Source organism: Dactylosporangium sp. CA-152071, from assembly GCF_050936335.1.
Classification (GTDB): Bacteria; Actinomycetota; Actinomycetes; order Mycobacteriales; family Micromonosporaceae; genus Dactylosporangium; species Dactylosporangium maewongense.
Genome location: NZ_JBNJMZ010000002.1, coordinates 1,775,046 through 1,799,864 on the forward strand (window position 1 = coordinate 1,775,046; position 24,819 = coordinate 1,799,864).

General features: G+C 72.9%; 22 protein-coding genes. 5 read left to right on the forward strand and 17 right to left on the reverse strand.

Annotation, left to right across the window (positions count from 1 at the left end):
- The first annotated feature begins 56 nt into the window (after nt 1–56).
- Nucleotides 57–971 carry an oxygenase MpaB family protein gene (locus tag ACQEVZ_RS47790; protein ID WP_433381075.1) on the forward strand — a complete coding sequence of 305 codons (915 nt, stop codon included), beginning with the start codon at nt 57–59 and terminating at the stop codon, nt 969–971.
- A 39-nt stretch (nt 972–1,010) separates the two neighbouring features.
- Here the strand turns inward: ACQEVZ_RS47790 and ACQEVZ_RS47795 are convergent, their stop codons facing one another.
- On the reverse strand, nt 1,011–1,139 hold the full coding sequence (locus tag ACQEVZ_RS47795) for a hypothetical protein (protein ID WP_433381078.1): 129 nt from the start codon (nt 1,137–1,139) through the stop codon (nt 1,011–1,013).
- Nucleotides 1,140–1,245: 106 nt separating this feature from the next.
- Between ACQEVZ_RS47795 and ACQEVZ_RS47800 the strand changes: the two genes are divergently transcribed.
- Nucleotides 1,246–1,695 (forward strand): DUF4440 domain-containing protein, encoded by a 450-nt coding sequence (locus tag ACQEVZ_RS47800; protein ID WP_433381081.1) that lies wholly within the window; start codon nt 1,246–1,248, stop codon nt 1,693–1,695.
- Between the two features lie 254 nt (nt 1,696–1,949).
- Here the strand turns inward: ACQEVZ_RS47800 and ACQEVZ_RS47805 are convergent, their stop codons facing one another.
- A complete protein-coding gene (locus ACQEVZ_RS47805) occupies nt 1,950–3,350 on the reverse strand; it encodes a glutamate decarboxylase (protein ID WP_433381084.1) in 1,401 nt (466 codons plus the stop codon).
- A 162-nt stretch (nt 3,351–3,512) separates the two neighbouring features.
- Here ACQEVZ_RS47805 and ACQEVZ_RS47810 point away from each other — a divergent pair, with 162 nt between their 5' ends.
- Nucleotides 3,513–4,703: a cytochrome P450 gene (locus ACQEVZ_RS47810; protein ID WP_433381087.1), complete on the forward strand. Its 1,191-nt coding sequence runs from the start codon at nt 3,513–3,515 to the stop codon at nt 4,701–4,703.
- Nucleotides 4,704–4,715: 12 nt separating this feature from the next.
- On the opposite strand, the gene ACQEVZ_RS47815 is transcribed toward ACQEVZ_RS47810, so the two are convergent.
- From ACQEVZ_RS47815 to ACQEVZ_RS47875, 13 genes are all read right to left on the reverse strand, one after another.
- Complete coding sequence (locus tag ACQEVZ_RS47815) at nt 4,716–5,654, reverse strand: hypothetical protein (protein WP_433381090.1); 939 nt, start codon at nt 5,652–5,654, stop codon at nt 4,716–4,718.
- A gap of 35 nt (nt 5,655–5,689) precedes the next feature.
- Entirely contained in the window at nt 5,690–6,700 is a 1,011-nt protein-coding gene (gene gap / locus ACQEVZ_RS47820; RefSeq protein ID WP_433381093.1) for a type I glyceraldehyde-3-phosphate dehydrogenase, read from the reverse strand.
- A 25-nt stretch (nt 6,701–6,725) separates the two neighbouring features.
- Nucleotides 6,726–7,745 carry a GlxA family transcriptional regulator gene (locus tag ACQEVZ_RS47825; protein WP_344500308.1) on the reverse strand — a complete coding sequence of 340 codons (1,020 nt, stop codon included), beginning with the start codon at nt 7,743–7,745 and terminating at the stop codon, nt 6,726–6,728.
- A gap of 99 nt (nt 7,746–7,844) precedes the next feature.
- Complete coding sequence (locus tag ACQEVZ_RS47830) at nt 7,845–10,247, reverse strand: beta-glucosidase (protein ID WP_433381097.1); 2,403 nt, start codon at nt 10,245–10,247, stop codon at nt 7,845–7,847.
- Between the two features lie 166 nt (nt 10,248–10,413).
- Complete coding sequence (locus ACQEVZ_RS47835; protein WP_433381100.1) at nt 10,414–11,373, reverse strand: alpha/beta hydrolase; 960 nt, start codon at nt 11,371–11,373, stop codon at nt 10,414–10,416.
- Nucleotides 11,370–12,059 carry an N-acetylmannosamine-6-phosphate 2-epimerase gene (locus ACQEVZ_RS47840; RefSeq protein ID WP_433381103.1) on the reverse strand — a complete coding sequence of 230 codons (690 nt, stop codon included), beginning with the start codon at nt 12,057–12,059 and terminating at the stop codon, nt 11,370–11,372. Before ACQEVZ_RS47840 ends, ACQEVZ_RS47835 begins: the two co-directional genes overlap by 4 nt.
- Before the next feature lie 27 nt (nt 12,060–12,086).
- The gene (locus tag ACQEVZ_RS47845) at nt 12,087–13,037 is read right to left on the reverse strand and encodes an ROK family protein (RefSeq protein WP_433381106.1); all 951 of its coding nucleotides are present in this window, start codon (nt 13,035–13,037) and stop codon (nt 12,087–12,089) included.
- On the reverse strand, nt 13,034–14,014 hold the full coding sequence (locus tag ACQEVZ_RS47850) for a dihydrodipicolinate synthase family protein (RefSeq protein ID WP_344500298.1): 981 nt from the start codon (nt 14,012–14,014) through the stop codon (nt 13,034–13,036). Before ACQEVZ_RS47850 ends, ACQEVZ_RS47845 begins: the two co-directional genes overlap by 4 nt.
- Nucleotides 14,011–15,069, reverse strand: a complete 1,059-nt coding sequence (locus ACQEVZ_RS47855; protein ID WP_433381110.1) for an oligopeptide/dipeptide ABC transporter ATP-binding protein — start codon at nt 15,067–15,069, stop codon at nt 14,011–14,013. Before ACQEVZ_RS47855 ends, ACQEVZ_RS47850 begins: the two co-directional genes overlap by 4 nt.
- Nucleotides 15,066–17,021 (reverse strand): dipeptide/oligopeptide/nickel ABC transporter permease/ATP-binding protein, encoded by a 1,956-nt coding sequence (locus tag ACQEVZ_RS47860; protein ID WP_433381113.1) that lies wholly within the window; start codon nt 17,019–17,021, stop codon nt 15,066–15,068. Before ACQEVZ_RS47860 ends, ACQEVZ_RS47855 begins: the two co-directional genes overlap by 4 nt.
- Entirely contained in the window at nt 17,018–17,980 is a 963-nt protein-coding gene (locus ACQEVZ_RS47865; protein ID WP_433381116.1) for an ABC transporter permease, read from the reverse strand. The genes ACQEVZ_RS47860 and ACQEVZ_RS47865 overlap by 4 nt, the downstream gene beginning before the upstream one ends.
- A 109-nt stretch (nt 17,981–18,089) precedes the next feature.
- Nucleotides 18,090–19,691 carry an ABC transporter substrate-binding protein gene (locus tag ACQEVZ_RS47870; RefSeq protein ID WP_433381119.1) on the reverse strand — a complete coding sequence of 534 codons (1,602 nt, stop codon included), beginning with the start codon at nt 19,689–19,691 and terminating at the stop codon, nt 18,090–18,092.
- A 354-nt stretch (nt 19,692–20,045) separates the two neighbouring features.
- Complete coding sequence (locus ACQEVZ_RS47875) at nt 20,046–20,771, reverse strand: FadR/GntR family transcriptional regulator (protein WP_354900742.1); 726 nt, start codon at nt 20,769–20,771, stop codon at nt 20,046–20,048.
- 164 nt (nt 20,772–20,935) lie between these two features.
- On the opposite strand from ACQEVZ_RS47875, the gene ACQEVZ_RS47880 reads away from it, so the two are divergent.
- Both ACQEVZ_RS47880 and ACQEVZ_RS47885 read left to right on the forward strand, forming a co-directional pair.
- Nucleotides 20,936–21,679: a FadR/GntR family transcriptional regulator gene (locus tag ACQEVZ_RS47880; protein WP_433381122.1), complete on the forward strand. Its 744-nt coding sequence runs from the start codon at nt 20,936–20,938 to the stop codon at nt 21,677–21,679.
- Nucleotides 21,680–21,868: 189 nt separating this feature from the next.
- Nucleotides 21,869–23,620, forward strand: coding sequence for an exo-alpha-sialidase (locus ACQEVZ_RS47885; RefSeq protein ID WP_433381125.1), 1,752 nt, complete (start codon nt 21,869–21,871; stop codon nt 23,618–23,620).
- 70 nt (nt 23,621–23,690) lie between these two features.
- On the opposite strand, the gene ACQEVZ_RS47890 is transcribed toward ACQEVZ_RS47885, so the two are convergent.
- Both ACQEVZ_RS47890 and ACQEVZ_RS47895 read right to left on the reverse strand, forming a co-directional pair.
- Entirely contained in the window at nt 23,691–24,311 is a 621-nt protein-coding gene (locus tag ACQEVZ_RS47890; RefSeq protein ID WP_433381128.1) for a dihydrofolate reductase family protein, read from the reverse strand.
- Nucleotides 24,311–24,817, reverse strand: coding sequence for an SRPBCC family protein (locus ACQEVZ_RS47895; protein ID WP_433381131.1), 507 nt, complete (start codon nt 24,815–24,817; stop codon nt 24,311–24,313). The genes ACQEVZ_RS47890 and ACQEVZ_RS47895 overlap by 1 nt, the downstream gene beginning before the upstream one ends.
- Nucleotides 24,818–24,819 lie beyond the last annotated feature (2 nt).

Here is a 24,819-nt window from a genome sequence, read left to right on the forward strand (position 1 = left end):
CACCGTGCTTCCGGCAGCGACGGATCCGTGGCACGCTGACGGCGGAGGTGGGTGCCGTGGTCGCTGACCGGATGCGCTGGCGCAGACGGATCGAGCAACTGGACCCGGCGCGCGACCACGAGGAGATCTACCGGATCTCCGCCGGTCACGAGTTCCCCTGGGACTACACGAGGGCGCTCGAGTTCGCGTTGTTCCGCACGTACTGCGTGCCGTCGATCTCGGCCCTGCTCGACGCGACCGGCGAGTTCCGGGACCGGCCGCAGCGCCGCTACGACGACACGCAGCTGCTCATGGCGGAGTTGGCCGCGCACGGTTACGACTCGCCTCGAGGCAGGGAGGCGCTGCGGGTCATCAACCGCGCCCACGGCCGGTACGCCATCGACAACGACGACATGCGGTATGTGCTGGCCACGTTCGTCTACGACCCGATCGACTGGCTGGACCGCTTCGGCTGGCGGCCGCTCACCGAGCACGAGCGCCTCGCCGCGTTCCACTTCTACCGCCAGGTCGGGCTGCGCATGGCGATCCGCGACGTCCCGTCGGACTTCGAGGAGTTCCGGGCGTTCAAGCGCGACTACGAGGCGGCCAACTTCCGCTACAGCGACGCCAACGCCCGGGTCGGGCAGTACACGGTCGGGCTGTTCGCGAGCTGGTTCCCGGCGCCGCTGCGGCCGATGGCCCGCCTGGGGGTCCGCGCGATGCTGGACCCGCCGATGCTCGCCGCGTTCGGCTTCCGCCCCGCCCCACGCTGGCTGACCGCCCTGTCCGGGGCGACGCTGCGGGCTCGGGCGGCGGCGGTGCGGCTGCTCCTGCCGCCCCGGCGGGTGTCGAAGCTGGGAACGTCACCCCGCAACCGCACCTACCCGGGCTACCCGACCGGGTACCGCCCGGCCGACCTCGGCGCCCCCGCCCCGCCGGCGTCGCTGGACGAGCGGTGGCTGCGCCGGGACCCGGCACCCGAGCCGCAGTAGCGGCTCGCCGCCGCACTTGCCGTGGCGGCCCGCACCCGTTCAGTCCTCCGGTCCCGGGAACAACCCGGGGATGACCGCCTCGCGCGAGTAGTCGGCGAGGAAGCCGAAGATCTCGGCGTCAGCACTGGTGCAGCGGACCCTGTCGTTGCGCTGCCGCGCGTCGCGCATCTTTGGCAGCCCGCGTGCCGTCGTCCCGGCTTCGAATGCGGTTGCCGGACGGGCGGAGCGCGGTTACTCTCTACGGCGTACAGAGAAACTGATCCAGGGAGTGACGTTGTCCGACCAGAGCCCGATCACCAGCGCCGCCTACACGACCGAGGACGAGGACGTCACGCGGCTGCTGGACTGGTTCACCGCCTACGACGCGCTCGCCGAGCGGGGTGACGTCGAGCGCATGGCCGACGTCGCGCTGTTCCCGCTGACGGTGACGACGAACGACTCGGCCGGCGAGTGCGTGACCCAGCAGTGGGACCGCGCCACGTTCATCCAGGCGATGGGCGCCGCCGTCGGCGAGCCGCGGCCGCGGCTGGACAACCACCGCCGGCCCGTGTTCCTCAACGCCGACCTGGCGGTCGTCGTCACCGACAGCACGGTCACCACCGGCGAGCAGGTGCAGCACATGCGATACGTCGACGTGATGGCCAAGACGGGCGGCGAGTGGCGCTTCACCAGCATGATCCAGGCCGGCTGGGGCGACATGCTGCGCGGGGCGTTCAGCGCCTGACCGACGCGCCGGGGCCCCGGTGCCGGAGTGCTGCCTGGGGCCGCGTCTGGGGACGCAAATTAACCTGCGAGGCGATCTACCCTCCCCGGCGCTACCGGTTCAGATATTCGACAACACCGATCGACCTTTCGATCTCCTGGTGCTATCCGGCTCCACTGTTTTACCAGCTTCGCCCGGTCGTCTCGCAGGCAAGTCCCATGCTACGCCCGGCCGGTACCGGCATCGGGTGAGTGAGCGGGTGACTGTAGCGGCCCTCAGTGGTGGAATCCGGTGGCGTCGCCGGCGGTGTGCAGCGGCCCGGGCTGGGCCTCCAGCTCGGGCCGCAGCCGCCGCAGGTCGGCGAGCAGCAGGTCGGCCAGGTCGTGGGTGAAGCCGTTGCGGACCACGACCCGGAGCACGGCGAGATCGGTGCGGTTGGCGGGGAAGGTGTACGCCGGGACCAGCCAGCCGCGTTCGCGCAGCCGCCGGGACACGTCGAACACGTTGAACGCCTCGACGTCGGCGTTGGTGGTGAACGCGAACACCGGCAGCTGGTCACCGCGGGTCAGCAGCCGGAACGGGCCCATGGCGGCGATCTCGCCGGAGAGGTGGAGGGCCACGTCGCGGGACGCCTGCTGGACGGCGCGGAAGCCGGCGCGGCCGAGGCGGAAGAAGGTGTAGTACTGCGCGACGACCTCCGCGCCCGGCCTGGAGAAGTTCAGCGCGAAGGTCGGCATGCTGCCGCCGAGGTAGTTGACGTTGAAGATGAGGTCCTCCGGCAGGGCGTCGCGGTCGCGCCACAGGACCCAGCCGACGCCGGGGTACACCAGGCCGTACTTGTGTCCCGAGGTGTTGATGGAGGCGACCCGCCCGAGCCGGAAGTCCCACTCCAGGTCCGGGTCCAGGAAGGGCGCGATCATCGCCCCGGAGGCGCCGTCGACGTGCAGCGGGATGTCCCATCCGGTGCGCCGCTGCAGGGCGTCGAGCGCCGCCGCGATCTCGGCGACCGGCTCGTAGCTGCCGTCGAACGTCGAGCCGAGGACCGCGACCACGCCGATGGTGTTCTCGTCGCAGTGCGCCACCGCCTCCTGCGCGGTCAGGTGCAGCCGGTCGCCCTCCATCGGCACCAGCCGGGGCTCGACCTCCCAGTAGTTGCAGAACTTCTCCCAGCAGACCTGCACGTTGATGCCCATCACGAGGTTGGGCCGCCGGACCTCGCCGGCCGCGCGCCCGGCCGACCAGCGCCGCTTCAGGGCCAGGCCGGCGAGCATGCACGCCTCGCTGGACCCGGTCGTCGAGCAGCCGACCACGCCGGCCGGGTCCGGGGCGTGCCACAGGTCGGCGAGGATGCTGACGCAGCGGCGCTCGAACTCGGCGGTCTGCGGATACTCGTCCTTGTCGATCATGTTCTTGTCGACGCACTCGGTCATGAGGCGGACCGCCTGCGGCTCCATCCAGGTCGTCACGAACGTGGCGAGGTTCAGCCGGGCGTTGCCGTCGAGCATGAGCTCGTCGTGCACGAGCTGCCAGGCGGTGTCGGCGGGCACCGGATCCTCGGCCAGCGCGTCGCGGGGACCGGACACCTGCTCGGCCAGCGCCGGGTTGGCGACCGTCGCGAACGGGTTGCCGTCCGCGACCGGCGGCCGCCGTTGCTGGCCCGCCCTGTGCAGCACCATCGTCCTACCTCCTGCCAGCCGGCGGCACCCGTCCGCTCGGGAAGCCCGCCTACCCGCTGGCGGGGCCGTGACACGGGGCTGACGGGGACCGCACGGCACGGTTTGCGGGTCCGTCCGGCGGGTAGCCCGCGACCGGCGTACCCGCGAGGGGAGTGACCGGAGATGACGACCCGCACGCTGCCGGACCTGTTCACCTGGCTGGAGCACGCGCGCCTCGCCGGCGACGTGCACTACGACGAGCGGCAACGCTCCTGGCTGGTGCTCGGGCACCCCGAGGTCACGGCGGTGCTCGGCGACCCGCACCGGTTCTCCTCCGACCTGGGTGACCTGCTGCCCCGCCAGGAGGACCTGGAGCTGTTCCGGCGCGGCAACTTCGTCCAGATGGACCCGCCCCGCCACGACTCGCTGCGGCGGCTGGTGAGCCGGGCGTTCACGCCGCGGGTGGTGGCCGGCCTGGCCCCGCGCATCACCACGGTCACCGAGGAACTGCTCGACGAGGTCGCCGATGCGCGGCGGTTCGACCTGGTCGACGACCTGGCGTACCCGCTGCCCGTCATCGTCATCGCCGAGCTGCTCGGCATTCCGGCGGAGGACCGGCCGGTGTTCCGGCGGTGGGCCGACGCGCTGTTCGAGCGGCCCGAGATCGGCCCGGACGATCCGCTGACCCGGATGATGGACGACCAGCGGGTCCGCGCGGTCGCACCGGTGCTGCGGGAGATGAACGAGTACCTCCTGCGGCACGTGCGGGCGCGTCGCGCGGCCCCCGGCGACGACCTCACCAGCGGGCTGGTGCACGCGGAGGCCGACGGCGAACAGCTCGACGACGAGGAGATCATCGGCTTCGTCGGGCTGCTGCTGCTCGCCGGGCACATCACGACGACGGCGACGCTGGGCAACACGGTCGCCACCCTCGACCAGCACCCGGACGCGGCGGCGGCGCTGCGGGCCGACGCGGCGCTCCTGCCGGACGCGATCGAGGAGGTGCTGCGCCTGCGCACCCCGTTCCCGCGCCTGGCCCGGCGGGCCACCACGGACACCGTCGTCGGCGGGGTGACCGTGCCGGAGGGCGACGTCGTCGTCGCCTGGCTGGCCGCCGCCAACCGCGACGCCCGGGTCTTCGCCGACCCGGCGCGCTTCGACATCCGGCGCAACCCGAACCCGCACCTGACCTTCGGGCACGGCATCCACTTCTGCATCGGCGCGCCGCTGGCCCGCCTGGAGGCGCGGATCGCGATGGAGCTGCTGCTGCGGCGGTACCGGACGATGGCCGTCGACACCGAATCGGCGGTGTTCCGCAACCCGTGGGTGATGCTGGCCCCGACGAAGCTGCCGGTGGAGGTCACTCCCGCCTGAGCCCCGGCCCGGTCAGCACCGCCGCACGGATCCCAGCAGCGCGTCGATCTCCTGTTCGTAGGCGACGTCCCCGGTCTCGGCCATGGCGTGGACGAACTGCCCGCCGCCGTCCTCGACGAGCGCCTCCCGCAGGTGCCGGGGCGGGGCGCCGTCGTCCTTCGGGAACACGTGGATCCAGTCGGTCGGCAGCCCGAGCAGCCGCCCGCCGGTCCGGGTCACCGCGTCCTGCGGGAAGGCGGTGTGCACGAGCGACGGCGCGCTGCCCCGGTACACGCTGCCCGCCACGTACGGCCCGTCCAGCGGCGTCAGCCGCCGCAGGCGCAGCACCGCGAACGACAGGCCGAACTCCTGGTAGGCGACCCAACCGGCCGGCGCGTCCAGGGCCAGGACCGGCCGGCCGTCCAGCCCCGCCAGCGTCCTCGTGCCGGCCGCCGCGCCGGGCTTACGCCCGCCCGGGGTGACGGTGGACAGGATCCGCGCGGCGAGCCCGGCCAGACCGTCCGGGTCGCCGGCGGCGTTCGGCGACACGAACAGCTGCACCCGCACGATGCTCGCGTCCCCGGCCCGGACGAACGCGTCCGCGATCGGCACGGCCTGGCGCGTCGTGTCCAGCGGCAGGTACCCGTAGGCCACCGCGTCACCCGGGACCGGGATCGGCACGAGCCGCTGACCGGCGGGCAGCGGCCCGGACGCGAGCGTCGCACCGACGGTCGCCCCGAGATCACCGGCCACCGTCCGGAACAGCTCGGTCGCCAGCAGCACCAGCCGTTCGCCGTCCACGTCGTACACCACCCGGGTCTCGGTCCGCGCCGACGCCGCCACCCCCATCAGCGACTGCGGCCGCGCCTCGACCCGGGCCCCGTCCGGCGGCGCGATTCCCAGCCGCCCGTCCAGCAGCGACAACTCCGGTCCCGCCACGAAGGCTCCGCCGACCCGCCCGAGTGCACCCACGGCTACCGAACCTAGTACCCGGGCGGGCTCTGGTTCTAGGCGATCTGCTTGGCGCTCATCAGCGTCAGGGTGTCCACGGCGCGGTTGGCGAAGCCCCACTCGTTGTCGTACCAGCCGACGACCTTCACGTGCCGACCGTCGACCCTGGTCAGCGCCGAGTCGAAGATGCACGACGCCGGGTCGCCGACGATGTCCGCGCTGACGATGGGGTCCGTGCAGTACGACAGGATGCCCTTGAGCGGACCCTCGGCCGCCTTCCGGTAGGCGTCCAGGACGGCGTCGCGCGTCACCTCCGTCTCGACGGTCGCGTTGAGCTCGACCAGCGAGCCGACCGGGACCGGCACCCGGATCGAGTCGCCGGACAGCCGCCCGGCCAGGCCCGGCAGGACGAGCCCGATCGCCTTGGCGGCGCCGGTGGTGGTCGGCACGATGTTCACCCCGGCGGCACGGGCCCGGCGCGGGTCCCGGTGCGGACCGTCCTGGAGGTTCTGCTCCTGGGTGTAGGCGTGCACGGTGGTCATGAACCCGTGCTCGATCCCGGCCAGCCCGTCGAGCACGGCGGCGAGCGGCGCGAGGGCGTTGGTGGTGCAGGAGGCGTTCGACACGATCGTGTGGCGGTACGGGTCGTACGCCTCGGTGTTCACGCCGTACGCGAGCGTCACGTCGGCCCCTGCCGAGGGCGCGCCGACGAGCACCCGCTCGGCGCCGGCCTCGAGGTGCGCGCGGGCCGCGTCGGCGGCGGTGAACCGGCCGGTGGTCTCGAGCACGATGTCGACGCCCAGCTCGGCCCACGGCAGCTTGAGCGGCTCGCGCTCGGCGAGCGCGTGGATGCGCCGGCCGTCGACGAGCAGGTCGTCGCCGTCGACCGCGACGATGCGCCCGAAGCGCCCGAGTGTGGTGTCGTACTTCAGCAGCTGCGCCAACGCCGCCGGCGCGGCGAGATCGTTGACGGCGACGACCTCGAGGTCGCTGTCGCGTTCGACGATCGCGCGCAGCACGCCACGCCCGATGCGACCGAACCCGTTGATGGCAATTCGTCCTGACATGCGTCAATCGTGCTGGTTTGCGAGGTCAGCCGACAGCGGATGGTTCGCCAGTCTCCGCAAGGATCCCGCCACCCGACCGCGCCGCCGCCGAGCCGTTCGGGCGGGCGAACGTCTTGCGGTACTCGCTCGGCGACGTGCCCAGAATCCGCTGGAAGTGCAGCCGCAGGTTGGACCCGGTCCCGAGCCCGACCCGCGCCGCGACCTGCTCCACCCCGAGCCCGCTGCGCTCCAGCAGCTCCCGCGCCCGGTCCACCCGCGCCCGCAGGATCCACTGCGTCGGCGTGTACCCGGTCTCCTCCACGAACCGCCGCGACAGCGTCCGCGCCGACACGTTCGCGTTGCGGGCCAGGTCCTCGAGCGCGAGCGGCTCGTCGAGCCGTTCGAGGGCCCACTGCCGGGTCGCCGCGAAGTGCTCGCCGACCGCCTCCGGCACGCTGCGCGGGATGTACTGCACCTGTCCCCCGCTGCGGTACGGCGCCGCCACGAGCCGCCGCGCCACGTGATTGGCCAGCGCGACGCCGTGGTCGCGGCGCACGAGATGCAGGCACAGGTCGATCCCGCTGGCCGCCCCGGCCGAGGTGAGCACCTCCCCCTCGTCCACGAACAGCACGTCCTCGTCGACGAGGATCGCCGGATGGCGCCGGGCCAGCTCACGCGTGTAATGCCAGTGCGTGGTGGCCCGCTTGCCGTCCAGCAGCCCGGTCGCGGCGAGCGCGAACGCCCCGGTCGAGATCGCGGCGAGCCGGACCCCGCGCGCGTGGGCGGCGCGGAGCGCCGCGACGACCTCGGCCGGCGGCTCCTCGCGATCCGGGTTGCGGTACCCGGGGATGAACACGGTGTCGGCCGCGTCGAACGCGTCGAGCCCCTCGGCGACGTGGTACGCGAGCCCGTCCCCACCGGCCACCAGCCCCGGCGCGGCCCCGCACACGTGCACCGCGTACGGCATGCTCGGCCGGTTGGTGAACACCTGCGCGGGAATGCCCACGTCGAGCGGCTTGGCCCCGTCGAGCACGAGCACCACGACTCGATGCACCCCGTCGGTCACGGCTGCCCCTCCTCTCACCCGTGCAGCGTCACATCGGCACGGGCCGCCCAGACAGTGGCGGGAAAGCCACGTACCACAAGTTTCTCGCCACCGCGCCGGTCACCGCCGGCCCACCCGCCGGCGCACCGCCGTGGCGAGCGAGGTCAGCGCGCGGGCGGCGGCCCGGCCCGGTCGCCCGTTGAACAGGTGCACGAGGGCGTCGACGGTGCCCAGGCGCAGGCGGCCGTCGGAGAAGATGGCGGCGCCGCGCAGCGGCAGCTCGTTGATGCCGTGCTCGTACATGGCGAGCGCGGCCGGGTCCGCCCGGACGTCGTCGTCGATCGGGGCCATCCGCCACAGGATCGCCTTGAGCAGCCGGCCGGGGCGGGTCGTGCCGACCTCGTCGAGGGTGGACTGGCGGGTGAAGGGGCGCACCGGCCGGGGCCGCGGGACCGGGTGCCCCAGCCGCCGCTCGAACTGCTCGTCGCCGGCGGCGACCAGCGGCGCGCCGGCCGGCTCGGCGGCGGTGCTGACGCCGCCCTCCACCGCGATCGTGACCACGCCGACCACGTCCGCGCTGGACCGCGCCACCTCCAGGTCGTGGGCACCTGACGGGATCCGCCAGCCGGCGACGCGTACGTCGTAGAACGCGAACGCCCTGGCCGCGAGGGTGACGGCGACCGTCCGCCGCTCCCCCGGCTCCAGGTGGACCTTCGCGAACCCGGCGAGCTCGCGGCGGGGGCGGGCGACGACCCCGGTGCGGTCGTGCCGGTAGATCTGCACGACGTCGGCGCCCGGTCGCGGGCCGGTGTTGGTGACGGTCACGGTGACGGTGACGTCGTCACCGGCCTGGACGGTGGCGCGGTCCACGCCGATGCCGTCCCATTCGAAGGTGGTGTAGCTGAGCCCGTGCCCGAACGGGAACAGCGGCTCACGCTGCGCGGTCGTGTGGAACCGGTAGCCGACGTACAGGCCTTCCCGGTACTCGACCTGGTGCGGGTCGCCGGGGAAGTACGGGTCCGCGGCGACGTCCTCCAGCGACGCCGGGAACGACTCGGCCAGCCTCCCGGACGGTTCGATGTCGCCGTAGAGCACGTCGGCGAGGGCCGCGCCACCGGCCTGACCGCCGAGGTAGGACTCGACGATCGCCGCCGGGGCGTCCTTCCACGGCATGAGCACCGGCGCGCCGTTGGACAGCGCGACGACGGTGCGCGGGTTGGCCGCGCAGACGGCCGCGACGAGGCCATCATGCTGCGCGGGCAGCGCGAGGTCGGTGCGGTCGAACCCTTCGCTCTCCTTGGCCGGCGGAAGCCCGACCATGACGACGGCGACGTCGGCGGCGCGGGCGGCGGCGACGGCCTCGGCGATCAGGCCGGGTTCGGGGCGCGCGTGGACGGGGTCGTACCCGGGCGCGTAGGTGACGGTCACGCCGCGGCGGGTCAGCTCGTCCAGGGCGGTGCTGATCCGGGTCGGGGCGACCTGCGAGCTGCCGCTGCCCTGGTACCGGGGATGCTCGGCGAACGCGCCGATCAGCGCGACCGAGCGGCCGGGGTCCAGCGGCAGGATGCCGTCGTTGGTGAGCAGCACGGTGCCTTCGGCGGCGGCGCGGCGGGCCAGGGCGTCGTGGTCGTCGACGGGGATCGCGGGACCCCGGGTCCGCGCCGACCTCGCCACCAGGTCGAGCACCCGCTGGGCGGACCCGGTGACCAGCTCGTCGGGGAGCCGCCCGGACGTGACCGCCTCCTCGACCTCACGGTCGAACAGGCCGTGGCTGCCGGGCATCTCCAGGTCCATGCCGGCGGCGACGGCGGCGACCCGGTCGTTGGTGGCGGCCCAGTCGCTCACCACGAGGCCGTCGAAGCCCCACTCGTCGCGCAGGATGCCGGTGAGCAGGCGGTGGTGCTGGGTCGCCGGGTGGCCGTTGACGTTGTTGTACGCCGCCATGACCAGCCACGGCCGGGCGGCCCTCACCGCGTGCTCGAAGCCGGACAGGTACAGCTCGCGCAGGGTCCGCTCGTCGACGACCGCGTCGACGACGAACCGGTGGGACTCCTGGTTGTTGACCGCGAAGTGCTTGAGGCAGGCCCCGACCCCGTGCTGCTGCAGGCCGGTCACCATCGCCGCGGCGAGCCGGCCGCTGAGCAGCGGGTCCTCGGAGAAGTACTCGAAGTTGCGGCCGCACAGCGGGTGCCGCTTGATGTTCAGGCCCGGGCCGAGCACCACGTCGACGCCCAGGGCCCGCGCCTCGACGGCGAGGGCCTGCCCGATCCGCTCCGCCAGGTCCTCGTCCCAGGCGCTGGCGATGGTCACCGCCGTCGGGAAGCACGTGGACCGTTCGCTGCCGGTGACGCCGAGATGGTCGCCGGCGTCGGCCTGGAACCGCAGGCCGTGCGGCCCGTCGCTCAGCACGGCGGCCGGCACGCCGGCCTCGGGCAGCGCCCGGGTCCGCCAGACGTCACCGCCGGACAGCAGGCGGATCCGTTGCGCGAGGGTCAGCGCGGCGGCACGGGGCAGCACGGTCATGGACGCTCCAGGCATGGTCGTTCGAGCGGCGGGCGCGTCCAGCATGCCCTCCGCACCGCGCGGCGACGATCCGGGCCCCGACAAACGCCCAGCGGCGGCTGCGATTCAGCATCTGCGATACATTGCGCCGAGCGGGCCTGACGCCCGCGGTGCCCGGCCCTGCCGGTCACCGCCGCAGCAGCCGGGCGATCCACCCGTCACGGGCCCGCACGGCCTGGCGGGCCATCGGCGACCGCGGGACGAGCTGGTCCCAGCCGTGCGTGCCGCCCGGCCACACGTGCAGCTCCGCGACACCGCCGTCGGCCCAGATCCGGGTGGCGAAGGCGACGTCCTCGTCCCGGAAGACCTCGGCCGAGCCCACGTCGATGAACGTCGCCGGCAGGCCCGCGAGGCTGGTCGCGCGGCCGGGTGCCGCATAGATCGACACGTCCCCGGTGCCCCGGCGGTCGCCGAGCAGGGCGGTCCAGCCGGTGCGGATGCTGCCCCGGTCCCAGGCGCCGACACCGTCGAACTGCCGCATCGACACCGTCTGGTCCCGGTCGTCGAGCATCGGGCAGATCAGCATCTGCCCGAGCGGCGCCGGTCCCCCTCGGTCGCGGGCCAGCAGCGCCACGCCGGCCGCCAGGCCACCGCCGGCGCTGGCCCCGACGAGCACGATCCGGGCCGGATCGGCACCGAGCTCGGCGGCGTGCCCGGCGACCCAGAGCAGCGCCGCGTAGCAGTCCTCCACCGGGACCGGGTCCGGGTGCTCGGGGGCGAGCCGGTAGTCGACGGTCACGGCCACCGCACCGTGCTCGACCACCCAGGGCAGCACGGCGGACATGCCGGCGAAGCGGTCCCCCAGCATCATGCCGCCGCCGTGGAAGTGCAGCACCACCGGCGCCGGTCCATCCACAGTGGACCCGCGGAACACCGACACCCGCAGGGCCGCGCCCTGATGGCCCGCGATGGTCAGGTCCCGCCGGTCGACCGGGAACGCCGAGAGGTCCTCCGGCACGGCGCTCGCGCGACGCCCGGCGATCTGGTCCGCGGTCACCGGGACCAGGGTGCCGTCGGCGCGCATCCGCTCCAGCACCGTGTCGACGGCAGGGTCGAACGGAGGCCGCCCGAGCGGGGCCGGCGTCATCGGTCGGTCACCTCGGCGAACCTGCTGGTGATCCAGGCCGGATCGGTGATCGCGGTGCCGACGACCACGGCGGCCGCGCCCGCGTCCAGGGCCTGCCGGACGTGCTCGGGCCGGTGGTAGCGCCCTTCGGCGACGACCGGCACCGACGCCACCTCGGCCGCCAGCTCGCGCACGAGGGCGAGGTCGGGGCCGGTGAGCTGCCTGCTGTGCGGGGTGTACCCCGACAGCGTGGTGGCGATGAGGTCCGCGCCGCAGGCGGCCGCCGCGACCCCTTCATCCACTGTGGACACATCGGCCATGACGAGGCCGCCGGCGTCGTGCACCGCCCGGACTGTGTCACGCAGGGAAGCGCCGTCCGGGCGGGGACGGGCCGTGGCGTCGGTCGCCACGACGTCCGCCCCGGCCGCCAGCACCTCCAGCGCGTCGGCGACGGTCGGCGTGATGAACACGCCGCTGTCGCCGCGCTTCGTCAGCCCGATGACCGGCACCGTGACGGCGTCGGCGACGGCACGGACATCGGCCAGGCCACCGACCCCGCCGCACCGCACGGCGGTGGCACCGCCGAGCACGGCGGCCTCGGCGAGGCGGCGGATCGTGGCCGTGTCCCGCAGCGGATGCACGGGACCGGCCTGGCACGACACGACGAGTCCACCGCGGATCGCCGTCATGAGATCGGTGAGGTTCATGTTGCTCCTGTACGGATGGCGAGAGGTTCAGCGGTGCGCGGCAGCGGCCGTGCGGGCCAGGTGCGCCGCCCCCAGCAGCACGGTGTCGGCGCCGGTGGCCGGCACGAGGACGGGCACGGACCGCAGCGGCGGGAGCGCCTCCTCGCGGAATGCCTCGCCGACGGCGCCGCTGAACTCGGCGACGTTGAGCGCGACACCGCCGCCGAGGGTCACCGCGTCGACGTCCACGGCGGCGACCAGGCCGGCCAGGGCACGGCCGAGCAGGCGCCCCGCGCCGCGGACCACGATGTCCGCGACCCGGTCGCCCGCGCGCAGCCGCGCCACGACCTCGGTGAGCGGCAGCGCGTCGACGCCCAGCTGCCGCGCGTACACCGCGGCGATGGCCGGACCCGCGACCGCCGCCTCGAGATGGTCCATGCGCCCGCAGCCGCACGGGATCGCGCCGCGCACGGGGACGAGCAGATGCGCCAGCTCCCCGGTGCTGGCGTGCGGGCCCGCCACCGCGGCACCGTGCCGCAGCAGGGCGCCGCCGACACCGGTGCCGATCGAGACGTGCAGGACGTCCCGGAACGGCGCGACCGCCGGGTCCCGCGCCACGCCCATCGCGGCGACGCGCACGTCGTTGGCGACGGCGGTCCGCAGGCCTGTGCGGGCGGTCAGCTCGGCGCTCACCGCGGTCCCGGCCCAGCCGGGCACGATGTCGGTGGCCGAGCGGACCGTCCCGGTCGCCGGGTCGATGACGCCGGGGGCGCCGACGCCGGCGGCGCCCACCTCGACCCCCCACCGCTCGGCGTGCCCACGCATCTCCCGGACGAGCCGCGCCGTGGCGTCGAGGATCGCCGGGCCGCCGCTCGGTGTGCCGACCTGGATGCGTTCCAGGACCCGGTCGGTGTCCTCGACCAGCCCCGCCGCGATCTTCGTGCCGCCGATGTCGACCGCGATCCACGCACGGCGCCGGCCAGTGGTTCCTCCGGTCACAGCAGGCCCGTCGCCACCAGCGTGCGCCGCACGGCGTCGATCTCGGCGTCGTCGAGCTGGATCTGCGGCGGCGCGGTGACCGCGTGGTCGATGACGCCGCGCAGCCGCAGGGCCGCCTTGAACGCGCCCAGCGCCGAGGATCCGCGGCCCATCCGCGCCGGCGAGCCCACGTGCACGATCCGCATCAGCCGCAGCAGCCGCTCCTGCTCGCGGGCCGCGAGGTCCCACTCGCCGGCCACCGCGTGCCGGTAGAGCGTCGCGTACCCGTGCGGATCGACGTTGCCCAGGCCGGGCACCACCCCGTCGGCGCCCATCCGCAGCGCGTTGTCGACGGTCAGCTCCGAGCCGGTGAGCACGCTGAACGTGGACAGCCCGGCGTCGTCGCGCGCGGTGAGCAGGTCCCGCAGCCCGGCGTCGTCGCCGGTGGAGTCCTTGAGCCCGGCGAGGACCCCGTCGGCGGCGAGCCGCAGGAGCATCTGCGGGTCGAGCCGGGTGTGCACCGACACCGGCAGGTCGTAGGCGTACACCGGGGTCTGGCACTGCTCGGCGACGCGCCGCAGGTGCAGCTCGACCTCCGCCGGGTGGGTCCGCGTGTAGAACGGCGCGGTGACGACGATGCCGGCGCAGCCGGCGCGCACGGCCCGGTGCGCGTGGTCGAGCACCCGCAGGGTCGTCATGTCGATGACCCCGACCAGCACCGGCACCTGCCCGGCGACGTGCCGCACGACCGCGTCGACGACCGTGGCGCGGTGCCGGTCCGGCAGGAACGCCACCTCGCTGGAGGAGCCGAGCACGAACAACCCGTCCACGCCGCCGGCCAGCTGGAAGTCGACCAGGCGCAGCAGCGACGCGACGTCCACCTCCAGATCCGGGGTGAGCGGGGTGCACACCGGCGGCACCACGCCGGTCAGGCCCCTGGGCACCGTGGATCCCGCGGTGGCCGCCGCGCCGGTCGTGGAGGTGATGGTGCTGGTCATACGTGCTCCTCAGTGGATCGATCGGCACCGTCCGCCGGGCCGGCGGCGTGGCGCGGATCCGAGTCGTCGGTGACAGGGTGGTAGCAGCGGTACCGCTGGGCCGGGTCGGCGCTGTCCTCGGCGTAGGACGGCATCGCGGTGGCGCACGTGTCGGTGGCGCGCCAGCACCGCGTGCGGAAGGGACATCCCGACGGCGGGCGCACCGCCGACGGGACCGGGCCGGTCAGCGGGATCGGACGCATCGGTCGCAGCAGCCCGGGTGTCGCGGAGAACAGCGCCTGCGTGTACGGGTGTCGCCCCCGCTCGATGCGCGCGACCGGCAGCTCCTCGACCACGCGGCCGAGGTACATGGTGACGATCCGGTCCGACACGCGCCGGACCGTCTGCAGGTCGTGCGACACGAACACCATGGCGAGCCCGAGCCGCTCGCGCAGATCCATGAGCAGGTTGAGGATCTGCGCCCGCACCGACACGTCCAGCGCGGAGGTCGGCTCGTCGGCGACGAGCAGCGCCGGCTCCAGGGCGAGCGCGCGGGCGATCGCCACCCGCTGCCGCTGACCGCCGGACAGGTGCGCGGGCAGCGCGTCGCGGGCCGAGGACGGCAGGCCGACGAGGTGCAGCAGCTCCCCGACGCGCTGCTGCCGTTCCCGCGGGCTGCGCCACCGCTGCACGTCCAGCGGATCGGCGATGATCCGCTCGACGGGCAGGCGGCGGTTGAGCGACGTCGACGGGTCCTGGAAGACCATGCCGACGGTCCGGCCGATGTGCCGGCGACGCTCGGTGCTGCCCAGCCGCCAGATGTCGCGGCCGCCGAGCGTGACCGTGCCCGCGGTCGGCCGCTGCAGGCCGACGAGGACCTTCACCAGGGTCGACTTGCCGCATCCGGACTCGCCGACGACGCCGACCGTCTCGCCGGGCGCGACGGTGACGTCCGCGCCGGTGAGGGCGTGCACGCGGTCGCGGTTGAGCAGCGAGCCGCCGGGCGCCCGGTGCTCGACGCTGACCTCACGCAGCTCCGCCAGGCTCCCCAGGTTCACGGGGGACGGTGCAGTCATTGGGCAGCCACCTTCACATCGTTGTCGCGTGGTGCCGGGTGGTGGCAGGCCGCCAGGTGACCGTTGATCTCGGCGAGCACCGGGCGCTGCCGGTCGCAGCGCTCGGTCGCGCTCGGGCAGCGGTCGGCGAAGCGGCAACCGGCCGGGAAGTCCGCGGGTGAGGGCACCGTGCCACTGATCTGCACCAGCCTCGGGGCCTGCGACTCCAGCGACAGCACCGAGCCCAGCAGCCCACGGGTGTAGTGATGGGCCGGCGCGGCCAGGACGGCCGCGGTGGCGCCGTGCTCGACGATGTGCCCGCCGTACATCACCGCGATCCGGTCGCAGACGTCGCTGACCAGTGCCAGGTCGTGCGAGACGAGGACGAGCGCGAAGCCGAGCTCGGCACGCAGCCGCAGCAGCAGCTCGATGACCTGCGCCTGGACGGTGACGTCCAGCGCGGTGGTCGGCTCGTCCGCGACGACCAGCTTCGGGTCGCGGGCCAGCGCCATCGCGATGACGACGCGCTGCCGCTGCCCGCCTGACAGCTCGTGCGGGTAGGACGACAGTGTCCGGGCGGGATCCAGCCCGACGAGCGTCATCAGCTCCGGCGCCGTGCGCGTGCCGCCGCGGCGGATGACCTGCTTGAGCTGCGACCGGACGGTCATCGACGGGTTGAGCGCCGACAACGCGTCCTGGTAGATCATCGCGACCTGCCGGCCGGTCACGGCCCGCCGGGCGGCGCCGCGCAGGGTGAGCAGGTCGGTGCCGGCGAAGTCGACGGTGCCGCCGACCCGGGCGCCGCGCGGCTGCAGGCCCATCAGCGTCAGCGCGGTGAGCGACTTGCCGCAACCGGACTCGCCGATGAGCCCGAGCACCTCGCCGGGGCGCACGTCGAAGCTCACCCCGTCGACGATGTCGACGCCGTTGTGGCTGCCGGGGAAGCCGACGCGGAGATCGCGCACGGACAGCACGGGCGCCGCGGTGACCGGCGGGCGGGCCGCGGCGGCGATCCGGGCCGCCGCCTCGGCCAGGCCCGGCAGGGCGACGGGCGTGCGGTCACCGGCGACCGCCTTGTCCAGCGGCTCGCCGGACCCGCCGCGGCGCCGGCCGGCCGGTGCCGCCCAGGCGTCGGAGATGCCCTCCGCCAGGATGTTCAGGCTCAGCACGGTCAGCAGGATCAGCAGGCCGGGGAAGAAGGTCGCCCACCAGCCCTTGCTGGCCAGTAGCTGCTGCCCGTAGGCGATGACGCTGCCCCAGGACGACGGGCCCGCCTCCGGCTGCAGACCGCCGCCGATGAACGACAGCGACGCCTCGAAGACGATCGCGTTGGCCACCATGATCGTCGCGTACACCAGGATCGGCGCCGCGCAGTTGCGGGCGACGTGCCGCACGACGATGTGCCAGCGCCCGGCGCCGATCACCCGCTCGGCGGCGACGTAGTCCTCGTGGTACTGGGCGGCGACGTTGGCCCGGACCAGCCGCGCGATCTGCGGGGTGAAGACGAACCCGATGGCGCCGACGAGGACCGGGAGGCTGTCGTTGCCGTACGCGACGACCAGGATCGCGGCGAGCACGATGGTGGGGAACGCCATCACGACGTCCAGCACCCGCATGATGATCTCGTCGACGGCGCGCCGGCTGGTGGCCGCGACCGCGCCGAGGATCGCCCCGGCGAGCAACGCCAGCCCAGCGGAGCAGAAGCCGACGATCAGCGAGCGCCGGGTGCCGGCGACCAGGCGGGAGAAGATGTCCCGGCCGAGCCGGTCGACGCCGAACCAGAAGTCACCGTTCGGGCCGGTCGACGGCGCGGCGAGGGCGACCTGCGTCGGGTCGTGCCGGACGAGCCACGGCGCGGCGACCCCGACCGCGACGACCACCAGCAGCAGGCCGAGGCAGATCCTGGCCGGCAGCGGCAGCCGGCGGACACCGGACCCGACGGCCTGGATGGCATGGACGGCCCGCGCGATCATGCCTGTGCTCCTCGGAGTCGGGGGTTCGCCGCCAGGTACAGCAGGTCGACGACGAGGTTCACGATGACGAAGCCGAGCGCGATGACGATCACCAGTCCCCGGGCCAGGCCGATGTCGTTCTGCTGCACCGCGCTCATGATCTGCGTGCCCATGCCCGGCAGCGTGAAGATGGCCTCGATGATGATCGCGCCACCGATCAGGTAGCCGACCTGCAGACCGAGGACGGTCATCGGGGTCAGCAGGGCGTTGCGCAGCACGTTGCGGCCGACCACCACGATCGGTGGCAGCCCGGCGCCGATCGCGGTGCGCACGTAGTCCTTGTCGAGCTCCTCCACCATCGAGGTGCGCACGACCCGGGCCAGCGCGCATCCGACCGGCACGGCCAGGGCGACGGCGGGCAGGATCATGTGCTGCAGCCAGCCGTTGAACGACTCCGACGGTGGCACGTAGTGCCCGCTCGGCAGCGACCCGCCGCCGATCGTCGACAGCTGCTGGATGAGCAGGATCGCCAGCCAGAACGACGGGATGGAGATGCCCGCCATCGACAGCAGCCGGGTGAGCTGGTCGGGCCAGCGGTCCCGGTAGAGCGCTCCGGTCAGTCCGAGCACGAGGGCCACCACGATCGCGCCGAGGACGCCGAGGAAGGTCAGCTGCAACGTGACGGGCAGCGCCTCGGAGATCACCGAGCTGATCGGCACGTTGAGGGAGAAGGTGTTGCCGAGGTCGCCCTGCAGCAGCGACCACAGGTAGTCCAGGTAGCGCACCAGCAGCGGCCGGTCCAGGCCGTTGGCCTTGTTGAACGCGTCGATCTGCTCCGCCGTCGCCTGGTTGCCCAGCACGGAGATCGCCGCGTTGTTCGGTGACAGCGCCATGACGAGAAAGATGAACAGGATGATGCCGAGCATCAGCGGGACGAGCGCCGAGAGCCGGCGCAGGACGATGCCGAGGATTGCGTTCACCCGCCGCTCCTTCCGTTGTCGGGGTGCGCCGCCGGGGTCACAGCCGGACTGGGATCACCGGTCCGGCCGGCGTCCGGCGGCATTCGCTCAAACCTCAGGGGGCGAGGCTTCACGCCCGCGACGTGTTGAGGAAGTACAGGCCGGTGGTCGAGGCGCCCTGGAAGTTCTTGAGCTTCTTGGGGTCGTGCGCGGTCACCATCTTGACGTGGAACACCGGGTACAGCGGGACCTCGTCGGCGATGATGTCCAGCGCCTGCTTCCAGATCGCCTTCTGCTCGGCGCCGGAGGCCTTCGCGGCCGACTCGATGAGCTGCGCGCACTGCTTGGCCTGGTCGTTGGTCCAGCGGTGCCGGTCCTTGGTCCACGTCTGGTTGAGGTAGAACCAGCGCAGCAGCAGGTCCACGTCCGGGCCGAAGGTCGTCGGGTCGCCTGAGGCGGCGAGGACCCGGAAGTTCGGGCCCGGCACGACGGTGCCGTAGATCGCCGAGGACGGCATGGTGTTGAGCGTGGCGTTCACCCCGATCGCCTTCCAGGCGTCGATGACGATGGGGGCGCTGTCCTTGATGAACGCGGCGTCGGTAGTGTGCAGCTCGAACGACAGGTTGCTCGCGCCCGCCGCCGCGAGGAGGCTCTTGGCCTTGTCCGGGTCGTAGTTGTAGACGGTGCCGGCCTGCTGGTAGCCGGCGTTGCCCGCGTCGAGGTAGCTCGTCGCCGCCGTGCCGTAGCCCTGGAGCGCGGTCTTGATGACCTTGTCCTTGTCGATGGCGTAGTGCAGCGCCTGGCGCACCCGCTTGTCGCTGAAGGGCGCGGCCGTGCAGTTGAACATCAGGAACATGTGGTTGAAGGCCTGCTTCTCCTCGACCTTGCGGTCGCCGCCGCTGAGCGCCTTGACGTCGAGGTAGGGCACGGCCTCGATCGCCTGGGAGGAGCCGCCCCGCAGATCGTTGAGCCGGGCGGTGCCGTCCGAGCTGGTCCGCAGCGTGATCTTCTCGACCTTCGCCGGGCGCGAGCCGTTGTAGGCGGCGTTGATGCCCATCACGACGCCGGCGGTGGCGTTGGCGCTGACCACGGTGAACGGGCCCGAGCCGGTCGGTGCGGTGTCGAACGCCTTGGACGCCGCGGCGTCACCGGTCTTCGCCTTCGGCACGATCTTGATGACCGCGATCCGCTGCGGGAACAGGCTGAACGGGTGCTTGAGGGTGAACTCCGCGGTGCGCGGGTCCTTGGCGGTGACCTTGTCGAGGAAGGTGATGAAGCCCGCCATGAGCGCCTTGTTGGCCGGGTCCATCGCCCGCTGGAACGACCACGCCACGTCCTCGGCGGTCACCGGCGTGCCGTCGGAGAACTTCGCGCCCTCCCGCAGGGTCACCGTCCAGGTCAGGCCGTCGGCGCTGGGCGTCGGCTGCGCGCCGGCCAGGGCCAGGTACGGCTCGCGCGTGATCGGGTCGAGGTCGATCAGCGCCTCGAAGACGTGCTGGTTCACCGCCGTGGCCACCGCGCTGGAGGCGTTCATCGGATCGAACGCGCTGGACAGGGTGAAGGCGAGCGTGGCCTCGATCGTCTTGCCGGCCGGGCCGCCGTCGCCGCTGGTGGTGGTGCCCTCGCCGTCACCGCAGGCGCCGAGGCCGGCGGTGATGGCGGTCGCCGCGCCGAGGACTCCCGTGTACCGCAGAAGGTCGCGCCGCGACACGCCTTCGAGGGTGTTCTTCATGCCTACTCCCGAGGTTGTAAGACATCGTATGTCTGATCAATGTGAGCGGTACGCTAGAAGCCTGCCAGGGCTGAGTCAAGACCGCGGCGAGAACCATCTGTAACGGATGCGCAACATCGATGCCGGCGGACCGCCGCGCCGACACGCGCCGTCCGACGAACCGGACGGCCGCCGCCGAAGACGCAACATGCCTGGTGGCAGCGTGCATCACCGGCCGCGCGCCGATCCGCCCGCGGCCACGACAGGACAGCGCGACGCACCCACCGGACGGCGGAAACATCACGCTGCGTATTCATTCTCTCGGACGATAGCGCGCACCGGGACCGGCGCGGACCGGCACGGCGACCGCCGCGGTCAGCCCGGGCCGGCGGCGGCGATCCGCCGGCGGACCGGCGCGTAGTGCTGCACCACGGCAGCGGCGAACGCGTCCACGTCACGCCGGCGGGCGGCCTCCACCATCGCCCGGTGCGCGGCCATGGCCTCGGCGTCCTCCTGCGGGCTGGACATGCCCAGGTACGGCGCGACGATGGCGTGCACGTCCCAGAAGGCGGTGGTGAGCTGGCTGACGAGGTGGTTGCCCAGCGGCTCCATGAGCAGCCGGTGGAAGTGGCGATCGGCCTCGATCTGCGGCGCGCTGCCGGGCGCGCACCGCTCCAGCTCCGACGCAGCACGCTCGAGGCTGGCCACGTGCGCCTCGTCGAGCCGCTCGATGATCCGCCCGGCCATGCCTTCCTCGAACAACTGCCGGACCTCCACCAGGTCGAGCAGCGCCCGCACATCATCCCCGGGGCTGAGCAGGCCGCGGAACGCCAGGCTCTCCACCAGCGACGACAGCGACAGCCGGCCGACGAAGGTGCCCGAGCCGTGCCGCACCTCGACGATGTCCAGCGCGGCGAGGGTCTTGACCGCCTCCCGCAGGCTGGAGCGGCTCGCGTTGAGCGCCTCGCACAGTTCAGCCTCGGTCGGCAGCGAGTCGCCGGGCCTGAGCCGGTTGTCGATGATGTACGTCTTGATGCGGTCCGTCACCGCCTGCCGCAGTGGCGTGCGGTCCGGACGGACCGGTTTGATGTCCGTGCGCATGAGAGCTGACCCTCCCTGAACCCGTACCCGAGGGCACCTCTGACATGACATCAGACATCATACGCCTGACATTCCGCAACCCTCGCCGGGCAGCAACGGATGTCTGATGTCGGACGCTTTGTTAGCATGGCCAGCACTTCTGGCAGCGGACGATCGGAAACGCCATGCGCACGGACATCAAGCCGGTACGGGCCAACCGCGCGCTGCTGCGGCACGCGGTCACCGAGCAGATCAAGACGTACATCATCGAGAACCGCCTGAAGCCCGGCGACTCCCTGCCCACCGAGGCCGAGCTGTGCGAGGCGCTCAACGCGAGCCGGTCCAGCCTGCGGGAGGCGATCAAGACGCTCGCCGCGCTGGACATCGTCGAGGTGCGGCACGGCTTCGGCATGTTCGTCGGCCGGCTGTCGCTGTCGTCCCTGGTGGAGAGCCTCACGTTCCGCGGTCTGCTCAGCCCCGAGGACGACTTCCAGGTCCTGCTCGACCTCATCGAGGTGCGCCAGCTCTTCGAGCAGGGCATGGCCGGCAGGATCATCGAGCGGTTCGACGAGGGGCAGCTGGCCGAGCTCGACCGCCTGGTCGACCAGCTCGATGCGGGCGGCACCGGCGAGGCGCTCGTGGAGACCGACCGCGCATTCCACGACCTGCTCATGCAGCCGCTGGGCAACCAGCTGATCGCCCAGCTCAACGGCGCGTTCTGGGACGTGTACACGATCGTCGCGCCGTATCTGGGCATCGCCAACCGCGAGGAGAAGGCCGACACCGTCTCGGCGCATCGGGCCATGGTCGAGGCGGTCCGCCGGCGCGACGCGGCGTCCTTCGCCGCCGCCGTGGTGGCGCACTACGCCCCGGTCCGCCAGCGGATCGCCGCCGCCACCCGGACCGCGGCGGAGCACCCCCAGCACTGACCCAGCCCTGACCGACCGAAGAGGCCGCCGGACGCATCCGGCGGCCTCTTCGGCATCCCGGCGCCACCTCGCGTTGCGCGACCTCGCTCCCTGACCTCCTTGACGCGGTATCCACGTCACCCTATGGTCGTCGGACATCGTATGTCCGATGACCTCAACCCCCGTGGTCATGCATCCGAAGGAGCCGATGTGACGCATCCGAGAGCCTTGATCCGAGCCGCGACGGCGGTGATCGCGGCGCTGACCCTCACCGCCGTGCTGCCGGCCGCCTCCGCCCAGGCCGCCGCACCCGCCGGCGTCATCGCGGTGGCCGGCGCCGACTGCGCCGCCAGCCGGTTGACGCTGAACCTCGTCAACACCAGCACCGCCGCACAGACATACACGGTCACCTGGCCCGGGCGGTCCGGCTCGCCGTGGACGCGCACGGTCCCCGCCGGCGGGTCCTTCCTGCACTACTGGACCCTCGCCCCTGGCACCGCGTACGACCTGCGCACCACCACCCCGACCGGGCTGGACACCACGGCCGCCGGGATCTTCCACTGCGGCACCGGCATGTCCGCGCTGGCCAGCATGGACTGCACCGCCGGCCGGCTGCAGCTCACGCTGGAGAACCGGACCGGCGCCGCGAAGACGTTCACCACCACGTGGCCCGGGCGGTCCGGCTCGCCGTGGACCACGACGGTGGCGGCGGGCGGCAACGCGCAGCTGTACTGGACCGTCCCGGCGGGCACCGCGTACGCGCTGCGCACCACCGCGACCGGGTTCGACCTGACGAACCAGGGCACCGCGACCTGCGGCCTCGCCGCCGGTACCCCCGCGATGAACGCGGTCACGGTGCTGACCACCCAGAGCGTGATCCGCGGCCTCAACGGACCGAACGGCACCTACGACGGCACCGTCGCCTCCGTGCGCATCCCCGGCATGGCCGTGACGAACAACGGCACCGTGATCGCCGTCGCCGACGCCCGCGTCAACGGCAGCTACGACCTCGGCGGCGGCGACAACAACATCCAGATCGCCATGATGCGCAGCACCGACGGCGGCGCCAGCTTCGAGCAGCCGCGCATCATCCACCACGCGGCCACCGTCACCGAGGGGGTCGGCGACCCCAGCGTGCTGGTCGACCGCACCACCGGCGCCGTCTACGTCTTCTTCACCTACTCCCCCAGGCCCGGGATCAGCTACTGGTCGGCCGGCTCGGGCGTCAACACCGCCACCGATCCCAACAGCCTGCACCTGCGCTACATCAAGAGCACCGACCACGGCGCGACCTGGGGCGCACCCGTCGAGCTCAACCCGCAGGCGAAGGACCCCGCGTGGAAGCAGGTCTTCTTCTCCTCCGGCCACGGCATCCAGACCAGTTCGGGACGGCTGATCCAGCCCATCTCCTACCGTGACGCGAACGGCGTCAGCAACGCCGGCAACGTGTACAGCGACGACCACGGCGCGACGTGGCGGCGGGGCGGCTCGGCCGGCGCAGTCATCAACGAGAGCAAGGCCGTCGAGCGCGGTACCGGCGCCGTGGTGCAGAACATGCGGCACGACAGCGTCCGCAGCCGCTACTACTCGACGTCCACCGACGGCGGTGTCACCTTCGGTGCCGCGACGGCGAGCAGCCTGCTGCCCGACCCGGGTTGCAACGCCGACGAGATGAGCTACCTGCGCCCCTCCGACGTCGGGTCGAACGGCGCGCCGGCCCGCACGGGCACCGTGCTGTTCAGCAACAACGCGAGCTCGAGCGCCCGCAACAACCTCACCGTGCGGCTGTCCACCGACAACGGGGCGACGTGGCCGACCCGGGCGCTGCTCAAGCCCGGCGCCGCCGGCTACTCCACGATGGCAGTGCTGGCGAACGGACAGGTCGCGGACCTGTACGAGATCGGCAACACCGGCGGCATCGTCTTCACCCGGTTCTCCCTGGACTGGGTGCGCGGCGCCTGACCCACCGCATGACACCGCGGCGGGCACGTCCGACCTGGACGCGCCCGCCGCGGCGGCCGTGGTGGCCCGGCTACCGTAGGCGCACGGCGTAGGTCAGGTGCGTCGCCCTCGGGGAGGGCTCCGAGCGGACCTGCTCCAGGGCCACGCGGGCCGCGTCCACGCCCTCGAACAAGCGGATCCCGGAGCCGAACAGCACGGGCGACAACGCGATCGAGCACTCGTCGACCAGGCCGGCGTTCACGTACTGCAGGATCGTCTCGGCGCCGCCGGCGATGCGGACGTCGCGGTCGCCGGCCGCCGCGCGGGCCTGGTCGAGCGCGGGCTCGATGCCGTCGTTGACGAAGTGGAACGTGGTCCCGCCCGGCCGCTCCCAGGGGTCACGCTTCTCGTGCGTCACGACGAAGACCGGCGTGTGGAACGGCGCCTCCTCCGGCCACATCCGCTCGCCGGCGTCGAACATGCGCTTGCCCATCACGCTCGCGCCGGTGCGCTCGAACGTCTCCCGCACGATGTCGTTGTCGCGCCCTTCCTCGCCGCCGGCGCCCAGGTGGAGGTTCTCCCGGAAGAACCGTTGCGGGAAGATCCACCGCTGCAGCTCCATCCACTGCCGCCCCATCAGCTCGCCGGCGGACGCGGGCGCGACGAACCCGTCCAGCGACATCGACACGCTGAAGAACACCTTCCCGGCCATCAGCCCTCCGCCCCCTTCCGAACGGTCTCGGTGACGTAGGCAGCCAGGTTGCCCAGGGTCTGCCGGCCGCCCTCGATCGCGTGGTACTTCTCGACCGCCTCGTCGCGCAGTTCCTTCGTGGGGAACACCGTGCGCATCTCGACCCGGGTCGCCGCGCCGTCCGGCTCGAACGTCAGGACCGACTCGAAGGCGTTCGGGTCGTCGCGGGACTCACCGTGCAGCATCGCGATCCGCTCCGGCGGGACGATCCCGGTCCAGGTGATCCACTCGGAGTAATCGGTCCCGTCCGGGCCGCGCATCACGAAGTCCCAGACCCCGCCCTCGCGGAACTCGAAGGACCGCGTGGTGGTGGTGAACCCGTCCGGGCCCCACCACCGCGACAGGTGCCGGACCTCCGTGAACGCCTCGAACACCAGCTCCCGCGGGGCGTCGATGATCCGGGAGATCACCACCTCCCGGTCGGCCGTCGCCGGCTCCGCCCCCGCCTCTTGCCCTGCCACTGCCATCG